Source organism: Paraburkholderia aspalathi, assembly GCF_900116445.1.
In the GTDB taxonomy this organism is placed as follows: Bacteria; Pseudomonadota; Gammaproteobacteria; order Burkholderiales; family Burkholderiaceae; genus Paraburkholderia; species Paraburkholderia aspalathi.
On sequence record NZ_FPBH01000042.1, the window covers coordinates 22,742 to 36,185 of the forward strand.

At 62.4% G+C, this 13,444-nt stretch carries 12 protein-coding genes and 2 riboswitches; of the genes, 4 read left to right on the forward strand and 8 right to left on the reverse strand.

Features of this window, described 5'->3' with window-relative positions:
• Positions 1-69 precede the first annotated feature (69 nt).
• From BM438_RS39385 to BM438_RS39410, 7 genes are all read right to left on the reverse strand, one after another.
• Positions 70-1,041 carry an ABC transporter permease gene (locus BM438_RS39385; RefSeq protein ID WP_093645903.1) on the reverse strand — a complete coding sequence of 324 codons (972 nt, stop codon included), beginning with the start codon at positions 1,039-1,041 and terminating at the stop codon, positions 70-72.
• Positions 1,028-1,150 carry a hypothetical protein gene (locus BM438_RS46805; protein ID WP_267914019.1) on the reverse strand — a complete coding sequence of 41 codons (123 nt, stop codon included), beginning with the start codon at positions 1,148-1,150 and terminating at the stop codon, positions 1,028-1,030. The genes BM438_RS39385 and BM438_RS46805 overlap by 14 nt, the downstream gene beginning before the upstream one ends.
• Positions 1,147-4,770 (reverse strand): urea carboxylase, encoded by a 3,624-nt coding sequence (uca, locus tag BM438_RS39390; protein WP_093645906.1) that lies wholly within the window; start codon positions 4,768-4,770, stop codon positions 1,147-1,149. The genes BM438_RS46805 and uca overlap by 4 nt, the downstream gene beginning before the upstream one ends.
• A complete protein-coding gene (locus tag BM438_RS39395; RefSeq protein WP_054042339.1) occupies positions 4,767-5,423 on the reverse strand; it encodes an urea amidolyase associated protein UAAP2 in 657 nt (218 codons plus the stop codon). The genes uca and BM438_RS39395 overlap by 4 nt, the downstream gene beginning before the upstream one ends.
• Before the next feature lie 11 nt (positions 5,424-5,434).
• A complete protein-coding gene (locus tag BM438_RS39400) occupies positions 5,435-6,190 on the reverse strand; it encodes an urea amidolyase associated protein UAAP1 (protein ID WP_093645908.1) in 756 nt (251 codons plus the stop codon).
• 57 nt (positions 6,191-6,247) lie between these two features.
• Positions 6,248-6,405: riboswitch (guanidine-I (ykkC/yxkD leader) on the reverse strand.
• Positions 6,406-6,838: 433 nt separating this feature from the next.
• Positions 6,839-7,897 carry an isopenicillin N synthase family dioxygenase gene (locus BM438_RS39405; protein ID WP_093645910.1) on the reverse strand — a complete coding sequence of 353 codons (1,059 nt, stop codon included), beginning with the start codon at positions 7,895-7,897 and terminating at the stop codon, positions 6,839-6,841.
• Between the two features lie 9 nt (positions 7,898-7,906).
• On the reverse strand, positions 7,907-8,827 hold the full coding sequence (locus tag BM438_RS39410) for a sugar phosphate isomerase/epimerase family protein (RefSeq protein ID WP_093645913.1): 921 nt from the start codon (positions 8,825-8,827) through the stop codon (positions 7,907-7,909).
• Between the two features lie 156 nt (positions 8,828-8,983).
• Here BM438_RS39410 and BM438_RS39415 point away from each other — a divergent pair, with 156 nt between their 5' ends.
• From BM438_RS39415 to BM438_RS39430, 4 genes are all read left to right on the forward strand, one after another.
• A complete protein-coding gene (locus BM438_RS39415) occupies positions 8,984-9,352 on the forward strand; it encodes a helix-turn-helix domain-containing protein (RefSeq protein WP_093645915.1) in 369 nt (122 codons plus the stop codon).
• Positions 9,353-9,469: 117 nt separating this feature from the next.
• A riboswitch (guanidine-I (ykkC/yxkD leader) is annotated at positions 9,470-9,603 on the forward strand.
• 173 nt (positions 9,604-9,776) lie between these two features.
• Positions 9,777-10,820 carry an ABC transporter substrate-binding protein gene (locus BM438_RS39420; protein WP_093645918.1) on the forward strand — a complete coding sequence of 348 codons (1,044 nt, stop codon included), beginning with the start codon at positions 9,777-9,779 and terminating at the stop codon, positions 10,818-10,820.
• Positions 10,821-10,888: 68 nt separating this feature from the next.
• Positions 10,889-11,344: a hypothetical protein gene (locus BM438_RS39425; RefSeq protein WP_244179555.1), complete on the forward strand. Its 456-nt coding sequence runs from the start codon at positions 10,889-10,891 to the stop codon at positions 11,342-11,344.
• 120 nt (positions 11,345-11,464) lie between these two features.
• Positions 11,465-12,508, forward strand: coding sequence for a rod shape-determining protein (locus BM438_RS39430; RefSeq protein ID WP_028194510.1), 1,044 nt, complete (start codon positions 11,465-11,467; stop codon positions 12,506-12,508).
• Positions 12,509-12,542: 34 nt separating this feature from the next.
• Here BM438_RS39430 and BM438_RS39435 read toward each other — a convergent pair whose 3' ends face one another.
• Positions 12,543-13,427 (reverse strand): LysR family transcriptional regulator, encoded by an 885-nt coding sequence (locus tag BM438_RS39435; RefSeq protein WP_093645920.1) that lies wholly within the window; start codon positions 13,425-13,427, stop codon positions 12,543-12,545.
• Positions 13,428-13,444 lie beyond the last annotated feature (17 nt).

Sequence of the window (13,444 nt, forward strand, 5' to 3'; positions counted from 1 at the left end):
TTGAATGCGGTGCAATGAAGTGCTGCGCGCTGCGATGTTTGACATCGGGCCGTGGCGCAAACGGTCCCGCTACGCCTTGAGCGTGCGGTCCCACGGAAACAGCTTGCGGCCGACATAGGCCAGCACGAGATCGGTGCCGAGTCCGATAATCCCGATCATCATGATCGCCGCGTAGACGTTGTCGAAATGCTCATAACGCGCCTGCTGCGTGATGTACCAGGTGATACCGGAGCTGGTGCCGACCAGTTCCGCCACGATCAGATACGTCCATGCCCAGCCGAGCAGAATGCGCTGGTCGCGGTACAGGTCGGGCAGGATGCCGGGAATCACCACATGCGTGAGCAGCTTGAGTTTCTTCGTGCCGAGCGTCATGGCTGCTTCGAACAGGCCATACTCCAGCTTGCGCGTGGTGTTCGCCACAATCAGCACCTGCTGGAACAGCGTGCCGATCACGATGATGGCAATCTTCGGACCGTCGTAAATGCCGAGGATCGCCACCATCAGCGCACCGAACGCGGGCGCCGGCAAGTAGCGGAAGAACTCGAAAAACGGCTCCTGCAGCCGCGCAATCGCGCTATAAGTCCCGCAGACGATGCCGATCGGCACGCCTATCACCGACGACAGCAGAAAGCCCCAGAAGATCACCTGAATGCTGTGCCACAGGCTTTGATGCAGCCACACGCCGTCGCGCGACGCAGGGGGCGTCGTGAATGCGGTGTAGAACGCACGCAGCACTTCGTGGGGCGCGGGCAAGTAGACCGGGTTGACCGGCTCGCCCGTCGGCAACGCCGTGTGGCCGGCTTGCGCATGGCTCAGTTCATCGGCGAACACGTCCTTATCGACCCGCATGCCGGGCTGAAAATAGTCGACGCTGCCTGGACTCTCGACCAGTACCTGTGGATGCCAGACGAACGGCACATAGCTGACGATGCACCAGACGAGAACCGGCAACAAAAAAGAACCGAAACCCAATAGCCACTTGCCGCGTGAGGAGAGTTCGCGGCGTACCGCGAACCAGTCGCTTCTGTTAATGACGGTCATGGGATTCTCCGGGGCAGCGTTCGGTATCGGAACTCGATCCACCTGACTTGCGGCGCGACTGCAGCGCCACAATCGACATCGATTCGAAAAGTTCGTCGGCTTGCTTCATTTGCACGTCGCCTCCTCGATAGTCCCGGCCGCCACGTCGGCACGCAGCACCATCAGGCGCTGACCCGCGACAACTGCTGCGCCGGCTGCACAATCGATCGCTTCGATCACACCGTCTTCGGTGACGGCAACGGACACTTCCATCTTCATCGATTCGACGATTGCGACCACCTGTCCTTCGCTCACACGCTCGCCTTCGCTGACGAGCAGTTTCCAGACGCTGCCCGAGACGTCGGCGACGACGCTCTGCTGGCCTGCCGCCAGCGCGTCGTCCGCCCCGTTGCCGGTGGCCGAACCCGCGTCGCTGCCCGGCTCGCCGACATACTCCGCGTGCCCCGCGGCATTCCAGCGTTCGCGCTCTTCGTCGAACGCCGCCTGTTGCAAACGCTTGAAGGCGGAGATCGATTCGGCTTCGTCTTTCAGGAAGCGGTTGTACGCGCCGAGATCGAATACCGATTCCTCGATCTTCAGACTCGCGCGGCCCGCGATGAAGTCGGCGCGCAACTCGGCCAGCTCGGCTTCGCTGACTTCATAGAAGCGGATCTCGTCGAAAAACCGCAGGAGCCACGGCTTGCCGGCTTCGAATTCGCGCGTGGTGCGGTAGCGGTTCCACATCTGCACGGTGCGGCCGACAAACTGATAGCCGCCCGGCCCTTCCATGCCATACACGCACAGATAGGCGCCGCCGATTCCCACCGCATTCTCCGGCGTCCACGTGCGCGCCGGGTTGTATTTGGTCGTGACGAGCCGGTGACGCGGATCGAGCGGCGTTGCCACCGGCGCGCCGAGATAGACGTCGCCGAGACCCATGACCAGGTAACGCGCGTCGAACACGATGCGCTTCACGTCGTCGATGCTATCCAGACCGTTGATGCGGCGAATGAACTCGATATTGCTCGGACACCACGGCGCATCGGGCCGTACCGATTGCATGTAGCGTTCGATCGCGATCCGCGTCGACGGGTCGTCCCATGACAGCGGCAGATGCACGATGCGGTTCGGCACGCGCATCGCGTCGACAGCGGGCAATTCGCGCTCGGCCTGCTGAAGATGCGCGAGCAAGGTGTCGTGCGAGAGCGTGCGCGGGTCGAAATGCACCTGCAGTGAACGGATGCCCGGCGTGAGATCGACGATGCCGGGCAGCCGGTGTGCATCGAGCCAGTTCATTAACGCATGCACGCGAAAGCGCAGATTCAGGTCCAGCGTGAGCGGGCCGTATTCGACCAGCACGTTCTGATCGCCGGAGCGGCGGTAGACCACGCCTGTGCCCTCACCGGCTGATGGATCGCTGTAGAGAATGCAGTCGTGAGCACCGAGGTTTATCGTTGTTGCGGTTGCTGGAGGTGCTGCCGACGTCGTGAGTGATGCTTGCGCACGCACCGGTTCGAACCGCACCGTATCCCCCGGCCGCAGTTGCCCGAGCTTCCACAACTCGTCGCCCACCACGGTCACCGGGCAGACAAACCCTCCAAGACTCGGACCGTCCGGGCCGAGGATCACCGGCATGTCGCCCGTGAAATCGACCGCGCCGACCGCATACGCATTGTCGTGAATATTCGACGGATGCAGCCCGGCCTCGCCGCCGTCCGTGCGCGCCCATTGCGGCTTCGGACCGATCAGGCGGACCCCTGTGCGGCTGGAATTGTAGTGAACCGTCCAGCGCGTGCCGTACAGCATCGCGATGTCGTCGGGCGTGAAGAAGTCCGGCGCACCGTGGGGACCGTTGAGCACACCGAGAGTCCATTCGTGCGTCAGCGCCGGCACGCGCTCCGGATCGAGTTGCGCGCCCGCTTCGCCGCGGCCCGCGTCGGCGGCAAGATGCAGCACATCGCCCTTGCGCAGGGCGCGCCCCGCGTGGCCGCCGAACTGGCCCAGCGTGAAGGTGGCCTTGCTGCCGAGATAGTCCGGCACCTGCAAGCCACCCTTAAGTGCGAGGCAGGCACGCATGCCCGCGCCGGTCACGCCACCGAGCTTGAGCACCGAACCCGCCGGTGCCCGCGTGACCTGCCAGAGCGTGACCGGCTGGCCGTCGAGTGTGGCGGCGAGTGGCGCGCCGCCCAGCACGAACAGCGTCGCGGTGTTGAAGCGCAGCGTCGCGCCGACCATCGCGCATTCGAGTCCCGCCGCGTCGGCCGGATTGCCGAGCAATTCGTTGGCGAGGCGGAACGACAGACCGTCCATGGGGCCTGACGGCGGCACGCCGATGTCCCAGTAGCCAACCCGTCCCGGCGTCTGCTGCACGGTAGTCTGCACGCCACCGTCGAGCACGTCGATGGTGTGCGGCGCGAACATGAAGCGCGTGAGGAAGGCAGTAGTTTGCTCGCCGCGTGCGAAGGTCGCCGAACCGGCGATCGCGCGCAGATAGTCGAGGTTCGTCTCGATGCCGTAAAGCTGCGTTTGCGCCAGCGCGGCGCGCATGGCGGCGAGCGCGGCATCGCGTGTTGCGCCCTTGACGATGATCTTCGCGAGCAGCGGGTCGTAGAACGCGCTCACTTCTGTGCCGGCATCGACCCAGGTGTCGACCCGCGCATCGGCGGCGAAAGCGACGTGGGTCAGCACGCCCGCGCTCGGCTGAAACTGCTTGTGCGGATCTTCGGCGTACAGGCGGACCTGGATGCTCGCACCGCTGGGCGTCGGAACCAGCGTGTCGAGCGGCGCAAGCTCGCCCTCTGCCTGACGGATCATCCACTCGACCAGGTCGACACCCGTCACCTCCTCTGTGACGCAATGTTCGACCTGCAGCCGCGTGTTCACCTCGAGGAAATAGAAGCGCCGCGTGTCGGCGTCGAATACGAATTCGACCGTGCCGGCCGATTCATACTTCACGGCCTGCGCGAGACGCACGGCACTCGCGTGCAATGCCGTACGTTCCGCTTGCGTCAGCCCCGGCGCCGGCGTCTCCTCGATCACCTTCTGATTGCGCCGCTGCACCGAGCAGTCGCGTTCGCCGAGCGCGATCACGCCGCCTTGGCCGTCGCCGAAAATCTGCACTTCGATATGGCGCGCGTTCTCGACGAATTTTTCGATGTAGACGCCCGCGTTCGCGAAGTTGGCCTCGCCAAGCCGCGCGACCGACGCGAACATATTCTCCAACTGCGCCGCATCGCGGCACAGCGACATGCCGATGCCGCCACCGCCCGCGGTGCTTTTCAGCATCACGGGATAGCCGATCGATTCGGCCTCGTTTAACGCGGTAGTTACATCAGGCAGTAAGCCGGTGCCGGGTAGTAGCGCTACGTCGTTCGCGCGTGCCAGCTCGCGTGCCGTGTGCTTCAGGCCGAATTCACGCATCTGCGCGGGGCGCGGCCCAATGAAGCGGATGCCTGCGTCTTCGCAGGCCTGCGCGAAAGCCGCATTCTCCGAGAGAAAACCGTAGCCGGGATGCACGGCATTCGCGCCGGTCGCACGCGCCGCCTCGAGAATCGCCGTGCTATTCAGATAGCTGGCGGCCGCTACCGCCGGACCGATGCAGACCGCTTCGTCGGCGAGCATCGCATGCATGGCGTGACGATCGGCCTCCGAATAGACCGCAACCGACGCAATACCGAGGCGTTTGAGCGTGCGAATCACGCGGCAGGCAATCTCGCCGCGATTGGCAATCAGGACTTTGTCGAATGTCATTGGGCGTCCCAGATGGTCAGCCGCACGGGCGTCGGGTTGTAGCCGTTGCACGGATTGTTCAACTGCGGACAGTTCGAGATCAGTACGGTGACGTCCATCTCGGCGCGCATCTCGACGTATTTACCCGGCGCGGAGATGCCGTCTTCGAAGGTCAGTTTGCCGAGCGGTGTCACCGGCACATTCATGAAAAAGTTGATATTGCTGACGATGTCGCGCTTGGTCAGTTGCGTACCCACGCCGCAGGTGCAATGCGTAATGGCATGCAGGAAACTGTCGCGGCAGCTGTGCATATAGCGTTTGTCGAGCGCGTAACGCACCGTATTGCTTTCGGCGGCGCAGGCTCCGCCGAGCGTATCGTGACGCCCGCAGGTGTCAGCAACAATGGTCAGCATCGGCTTGCCCAGGTTCGACATCAGCACACTGCCCGCGGACAGATAGAGATTGCGTTGCGCGCGAATCGTGTCCTGCGCGCTGTAGCGTTCGAGCGGATCGGCGCTGTTGTAGAACAGCGTGTCGACGGCCTGATTGCCTTCCAGGTCGAGAATGCGGAACAACTGACCGCGTTTGATTTCATGCAGCCACGGCTCGCCGGACGGCAGCGTAAGATCGTAGACCGCGTGACGGATGTCGAGTTTGCTTTCGATGATAGGCATCGCGGGTCTCCTTAAACGAACAGACGATCGGTATTGACGAAGCCGCGCCCGTTCTCTGGGCAGGCGGCGCGGCAAGGATCGTCGGCCGGTACGGAGGCGTCGGCGGCGTACGCGCGATACGCGATTAGCTTGACGGGTCCCGGTTCGTATTCGGAGGAAGGGTTCAGCGGATGCGGTGCGCTCGAAAACGCGGCGAGCGTGTCCATTTCGAAACGCAGATCGAAGGCGGCGCCGGCAGGAGAATGTCCCGCTACGAAGTCGAGCGAGCCATCTTCACCGATTGCGAGCTTGCTGAAAAAGTTGATATTGGCGACGAGATCGCGCGTGCCCAGACCGTGTTTGGCCAGTTCGAGCAACAGGCAGTCGCGGCCGTTGCGGACCATCGCATTGCGATGTTGCTGATAGCGGGCTGTGCCGTATTTGTCGGCGAACAGTTCGGCGTCGCCGAGACCGCCTAGCGGATCGTGCCAGCCGAGCGTATCGGCGGTGATCGACGCCATCACGCGGCCCATATCCGAATAGAGCACGTGGCCGCGCGTCAGATGCGCGGTGTGCTGCGCCTTCAAGGTGTCGGCCATGTTGTAGCGTTCGAGCGGTTCGTCGTGCCGGTAAAACACGGCGGCCAGATTGGCGCCGCCCTCGGAATCGACGATGCGCAGCGCCATGCCACGGCGCAGCACGCCGGACCAATGCGTGCCGGCGGGAATCACTGTTTCCCACAACACTTGCGGGATCGGTGCGAGATCGACTGAGGTTTGCGTCGACATGGAGGCTCCAGGTATCGGTTGGGAAAAAGCATGAGAGGGCGATTGACCGACATCGCGACCTCCCGGGCTTTTATCCCTCCGTGGAGCCTCGCCGGCGCCTTGAAAGAAGGTGAACGGCAAGACCGGATTGCTCTCGGACCAGACATCGTGTGCGCGCTTTGAAGCCTTCTGGAAGCCTTTAAAGCGGTGCGACCGGAACCCTAGCGATCCTGAAGATGATGCAAATTACTTCGCACCTCTCGATGTGTAGCTAAGCGAGTTGCGTGCCAGCGTGATATTGCTGAGGCCGAAAGCGCATTGTGGCAAGGCATTGAATGGTATCGGCGGCGCAATGCGGCAAGCAGAGGTTCATTGGTCTGATGGCGCACGCACCACGGCCGAGGGTGAATCGGCACCAGTTGAATGCGTGAGGCACCATGATTGGGCTGCGTGATTACGCTTATCACGCAGAGTAGGCGCTCTGCACGATGGCACGGTGTGTGCGTGATGAAGCGTCACACTCTTCACTGCCCTCTTCCGACCATGCTCACGCTTGCCACGCTTCGCCGCACGCTCTACACGCTGATGTCGGCACGTTTCATCGAACTTCAAAAGCAACGGCGCCGCTCGTAGACGAGGCGGCGCCGTAGTCCTGATGCGGGGTTTCTGCTAAACAAAGCCCTGCTCAGTGCCCGCGTAACGAGCCTGCTGCCCAAAGCTCGCCAACCCCTTCGATCCCTCCGGCAACGCCAGCTCACCGCGTTCGAGACGCTGCTTCAAATAGGTAAAGCTCTGCGCCGTCTGCGCAAACAGATGATCGCCTGCCGAAACCGGCTGATATTTCTCCACCGCCTTCGGTGTCGAAAACTGCGGCAGTGGCGCGACCACGGTGTGGTAGTCGCAGGCGAAGAAGAGTGGAAACGAGTAGCGCTCTTCCCTCACCTTGCGCACGCGATGTGACGTCGCCACGTACGTGCCGCCCGTCCACACCTCCAGCATGTCGCCGATGTTCACGACAAACGCGTTGTCGACCGGCGGCGCGTCGATCCATTCACCTTCGCCGTTCATCACTTCGAGCCCCGGGGCCGTCGGCAGCAGGATCGTGAAGCACTCGTAGTCCGTATGCGCGCCGATGCCCGGCCGGTCTTCCGCGGACGGGTCGAAGGAATAGTGAAGCAGGCGCAGTTGACTCGGGGGCTTCTGCAAATAACTGTCGAAATGCGTTTCCGGCAAACCGAGTGCGAGCGAGAAGCCACGAAACAACGCGCGGCCGAGCGCGAACGCCGCCTCGTAATAGCCGCCGACGGCTTCACGAAAGCCCGGTTGCTCGGGCCACATATTCGGCCCAAGCATCGGCGTGCCGGCCTGGACATCCGGGTCGTCGGGTGGCAACTCCCGGCCCGTATCGAAGCCTTCCTTCCTGTCTCGCTTGCCGCCTGCGAAAACCTCTTCGCCTTCGGGTACATAGCCACGATGCGCGGTCGATTTGCCGATGTAATAGCGCATTTTCCATTCATCGGGAGCGGCGAAGAACTGCTTGGCCTGATCTATTAGCGCAGCTTGCTGTGCGCGCGAGACCTGATGGCCGGTGACGTAGAAAAAACCCGCGTCACTCGCCGCGCGGTCGAGTTCGAGTGCGGTTGCAAGACGCTGATCCGGGTCGTCACTAAAGAGACCGCTGACGTCGACAACGGGCAAGCGGTCGAAACGGGTGTGGGATTGGCTCATGAACGTGGCCTATGCGTGCTGCGGTTCGGTGGAAAATTGAGTCGGCGAATGCGTTTGCGATTCGGTTTGTAGGCCGCCACGCGCCTCACGTCCAGCAAGAAACGCCGCGATGTGGCGTCGCTCTTCGCGCCCCATCCACGTGTTGATCTCCCTCAGATCGGCCACGGGCGCGTTCGTAAACGGCAAGGTGTGCAGATAGCCATCGGGGCCGAACTCGGGCGTCATGGTCGTCGTCGTATAGCCCCTCTCGATCTGCGCGCTCCACAACGCCTCCCAGATCCGCTGATGCGAGGCGAGGCAGTCTGCGTACTCGGGCGCAGCCGGATGCGGGACCTGCGGACCTTGCGGATAGCCAACACGCCCGTGCAAATGATGCGCATGCGGCGCAAGCTCGAGGATCGTGTCCCATTCACCGTCGAGCAGACGCTCGCACACCGACACCCAATGGCTAAAATCGCAAGTCAGCTTAAGATCCGGCACGGCACGCGCGACGTCGCGGGTAATCCACGGGTTGTAGAACGAGCGGCCTCGATGCGTCTCGAAGCTGCAGGTCACCTCGTGCTTCGCGGCAATCTCCACCGCGCGTGCGAAAAAATCCACCTGTGTGGCGGCCGGCCATGCGTCGCAGCCCGCCATCACATTGAAAAAGCGTGGCTTGAGCGGCTTGCCCCACACGATTTTTTCTTCGAAGTCGCGCAGGTGGTCCGCCGGCGTGGCGGACCGTTCCGGTACATAACTGCCCGCCGTCGTAATTTCCGCGATGAACTCGAGACGTTCATCCGCGATTGCCTGCGCAAACGCTTCACGCTCAACCCCACCCGTCGGAACGGGCGCTTCGATACCGTCGAACCCGGCGGCACGTACCAGTGGCGCAGCATCGTGCGGACCGCCATCGAAGCCCCAGAACGTCTTGAACAGTTCGAATTTCATCGCCTCTCCAATTACATGCAAAATTGCATGCAATGGTACACACGAATTTCCTTCGTCAATAAAATATCTCAACCTGGCCATGCATAATTCTGGCGCGCCCGATTTCCGGCGCGATTAGCACTTAAACTGTGCACCCCTCCTCCTCGTGGTGAATCGATGAAGAAGAAACTTGCGCGTCACAAGGGGCAAGCCGTCGCGCGCGCCATTCTCGACATGGACTGGCAGTGGTCGGCGCATTTCGGCGACCTGGGGCTGAACGACCTCAACTACAGCGATCTGTTTTGCCGGATGTGGGTGGAGCCGGAAGATGACTTCGCCAAGACGGCCCTCTACGAGTTCATGCCGGGCGTGAGCCGCCGCACTGCGGTGCGCTACGTGCAGGAGCTGATCGATGCCGGCTGGTTGTTGGAGACGAGTTCCGACGCGGATCGCCGCATCAAACGGGTCAGTCTCGCGGCCTCGATCGAGGAACGCCTCGAACAGTTTCTCGCCTATGTGCATCAGCGTTTTGCCACCCTGGATTGAGCTTTTGACGCCATGTCTGCGTTGAAGCATTCGCATAACGAACATCTCGACGCATCGCGCAATCCGGCTGGCATATTTCTCGCTAGATTGACCCCTGAGAGGTGCGGCAGCGTCGCATCTTAGGGATGCTAGGGTTCCGGTTCGCGAGAATGTCTGGTCCGAGAGCAGCCCGGTGCACCCGTTCGTTCGATCCGGACTTGATCCGGGAACGAGCTGGCCGCACTACACGGCGGGACAAAAGCCCGGGAGATTGGCGATAGCGATGCCTATCGTGCCTCTCCGTGGCCGGCGTTTGTCTCCCGCAGTTTTCGCGCAGTGTCCGCACCATTCGGATTCTCGCGGGAACCGGTCATGTTGTTTTATCGCGCAGTCGCCGCGCGATCCAACTCAACAATCGCAATTGACCGGTCTCCTGGAGAAAACGATGAAACGCTTCGAATCCGCCCGTACGTCCCTCACTTTACTGAGCAGCCTTGCCTCGTCGCGCCGCGTGCGTGGCGCGATCGCCGGCGCTGCCGCTGCGGTCGCCATCGGCTTTGCCGCCGCGCCTGCACAAGCAGCCACGCCCCTTGCCATCGGCTATAGCGACTGGCCCGGCTTCGTCGCGTTCCAGGTTGCCATCGACAAAGGCTGGTTCAAGGAAGCCGGCGTGGATGTCAATTTCCAATGGTTCGACTACTCGGCCTCGCTCGATGCGTTCTCTGCCGGCAAACTCGACGCGGTCGGCGCGACCAATGGCGATGCGCTCGTCACCGGCGCAAGCGGCGCCAAAAACGTGATGATCCTTCTGACCGACTATTCGAGCGGCAACGACATGATCGTGGCCAAGCCGCCCATTCGCACGGTGGCCGGACTTAAGGGCAAGAAGGTCGGTGTGGAAATGGGTCTGGTCGATCACCTGCTGCTGGACACCGCGCTCGAAAAGCATGCGCTCAAGGAATCGGACATCACGCTCGTCAACGCCAAGACGAACGAGTTGCCGCAGGTGCTGGCGTCGTCCGGCGATGTCGCCGCGGTCGGTGCATGGCAACCGAACGCGGGCGAAGCACTCAAACGCGTGCCCGGTTCACGTCCGATCTTTACCTCAGCCGACGCGCCGGGCCTGATCTACGACGCGATCACGGTCAATCCGGTCAGTCTGCAGTCGCGCAAGGCCGACTGGGCCAAGGTGATCAAGGTCTGGTATCGCTGCGTGGCCTACATCAACGATCCGAAGACGCAACCGGATGCCGTCAAGATCATGTCCGCGCGCGTCGGCCTGACGCCGGCCCAGTATCTGCCGTTGCTGAAAGGCACGCATCTGCTCGACGCGGCGGCGGCGAGGAAGGCGTTCGTGAAGGGTGACGGGCTGGATTCCGTGTACGGTTCGAGCGTGAACGCGGACAAGTTCAATGTGCGCAACGCGGTCTACAAGCAATCGCAAAACGTGAGCGCCTATCTGGATCCGGCGTTAACCAATGCGCCGTAAGTAATACTGGGCGGGCGTCTATAGCTATACACGGTAATATGGGGGCAGCACGCTCCATCGCTGCACACATGCGCTTCATTGCGGCGCCGGAGGACGGCCACAAGGAGGCAATCGTGTATAAAAACCAATCTCGCTATCACGCCCTGCTCGCGCTGGCACCCGTACTGGCGCTGCTTTTGTCGCTTCTGCTGCTGGCCCAGCCGCGATCCGCGTTAGCGAGCGAAGAGAGCGACAACGGCAGCGCGGAAGCCGCGGGTCAGCGCGCCCGCTTTGCTAAGGAATTCTGCGGAGGTTCCGAGCAGGACGTGGTCGAGTACAAGCAGAAACTCAGAAAGGTCCTCACCGAAGCCAGCCAGTTCGATACGCGCTGGCAGGCCGGTTGGGCGCGCGGGGATAGCGATGCGATGCAGATGCGCTCGCTGCAGCTCAACTCCCCGTCGGAATTCGCAGTGCGCGTCAAAAGCAACTGCGACCGCATCAAATGGCAGGCCGACAACTTGCTGCGCGCACGCCCGCCGAAGTAGCCCGGCGCCCGAAGCTGTTATTCTTCCCTCTCTCCGGCCATCACCTGGTCGCCTGCCGCCTCCGGGCGGCATCCCAAGCGGCGCGCTCACGCGCCCGGCATCAGCGAGACAGGAATTTGCATGTTCGGTTTTTTGCGTGGCTATTTTTCCAACGACCTGGCAATCGACCTCGGCACGTCGAACACGCTGATCTATATGCGTGGCAAGGGCATCGTGCTGGACGAACCCTCGGTGGTCTCGATTCGTCAGGAAGGCGGCCCGAACGGTAAGAAGATCATTCTGGCCGTCGGCAAGGAAGCGAAACAGATGCTCGGCAAGGTGCCGGGCAATATCGAGGCGATCCGCCCGATGAAGGACGGCGTGATCGCCGACTTCAACATCACCCAGCAGATGATCAAGCGCTTCATCCAGATGGCGCACGAGTCGCGGATGTTCGCGCCGTCGCCGCGCATCATCATCTGCGTGCCGTGTGGGTCGACTCAGGTCGAGCGCCGCGCGATCAAGGAAGCTGCACACAGCGCGGGCGCCTCGCAGGTCTATCTGATCGAAGAACCGATGGCGGCAGCGACCGGCGCCGGCCTGCCTGTGTCGGAAGCGACCGGCTCGATGGTGGTCGATATTGGCGGCGGCACGACCGAAGTGGGCGTGATCTCGCTCGGCGGCGTCGTCTATAAAGGTTCCGTGCGCGTGGGCGGCGACAAGTTCGACGATGCGATCGTCAACTACATTCGCCGCAACTACGGGATGCTGATCGGCGAGCAGACCGCCGAGGCGATCAAGAAAGAAATCGGCTCCGCGTTTCCGGGCTCCGAAGTCAAGGAGATGGAGGTCAAGGGCCGCAATATGTCCGAAGGCATTCCGCGCAGCTTCACGGTGTCCAGCAACGAGATTCTCGAAGCGCTCACGGATCCGCTGAACCAGATCGTTTCGGCGGTGAAGATCGCGCTGGAACAGACGCCGCCGGAACTGGGCGCCGACATCGCCGAGCGCGGCATCATGCTCGCGGGCGGCGGTGCGTTGCTGCGCGATCTCGACCGCCTGCTCGCGGAAGAAACCGGCCTGCCGGTGTTCGTCGCTGAAGCGCCGTTGACCTGCGTGGTGCGTGGTTCGGGCATGGCGCTGGAGCGGATGGACAAGTTCGGCGGGGCTTTCTCGTACGAGTAAGGCTCAGCTTTTAGACGTTTCTTTGCCGCCGCTATTAGATCCGCAGATTCTGGCTGACATAGTCGATAAAGACGCGCAGCTTCGGCGACGCGTAACGGCTCGCCGGCCACAAAATCCAGAAGGTGACGGTCTGGTCGATGAAATCGTCGAGCACGATCTGTAACGCGCCGCTCGCCAGCGCATCGCGCACGAGGAAGGTCGGCAGGAAGGCAAGCCCCTTGTTCTGAAGCGCCAGAAAGCCCAGCACTTCAATCGTGTTGGCGACAAAGGTTTGCGGCAACTCCGGCTCCGCTTCCGACGCGGCGAGCTGAAACGGCCAGCGTTCCAGTTTGCCGCTGGCGGGGAATTTATGTAGCAGACAGGCATGCTGCACGAGTTCGGACGGATGCTTGGGTACGCCGTGCTTCTCCAGATAACCAGGCGAAGCGACCAGCACCTGGCCGCAGGAACCGAGGCGCCGCGACACCAGCCTCGAATCGTGCTGCTCACCCGTGCGTATCACCGCATCGAAGCCTTCTTCGATGATGTCCACCATGCGATCGGAGAGATCGACGTCGAGTTCGATGTCCGGGTATTGCAGCATGAAGGCGTCTAGCGCCGGCATGATCAGCTCGGACAGTTGCGGCGTGCTGATCCGCAGTCTGCCGCGCGGACTGCCGGCGGCGTCGGACAGTTCGGCTTCCGCCGCTTCGAGCTCGCCGAGGATACGCCGGCATCGTTCGAGGAACAGCGCCCCTTCGGCCGTTAGCGTGATGCTGCGCGTGCTGCGATGAAAGAGCCGCACGCCGAGGCGCTGCTCGGTGCGCGCAACGCTTTTGCCGACCGCCGAAGACGATACGCCAAGCAGCCGGCCCGCCTCGGTAAAACTGCGCGTTTCCGCCACCTGCACAAACACCGAAATGCCGCTGAGGCTGTCCATTGCCGCGTCCCGAGGCC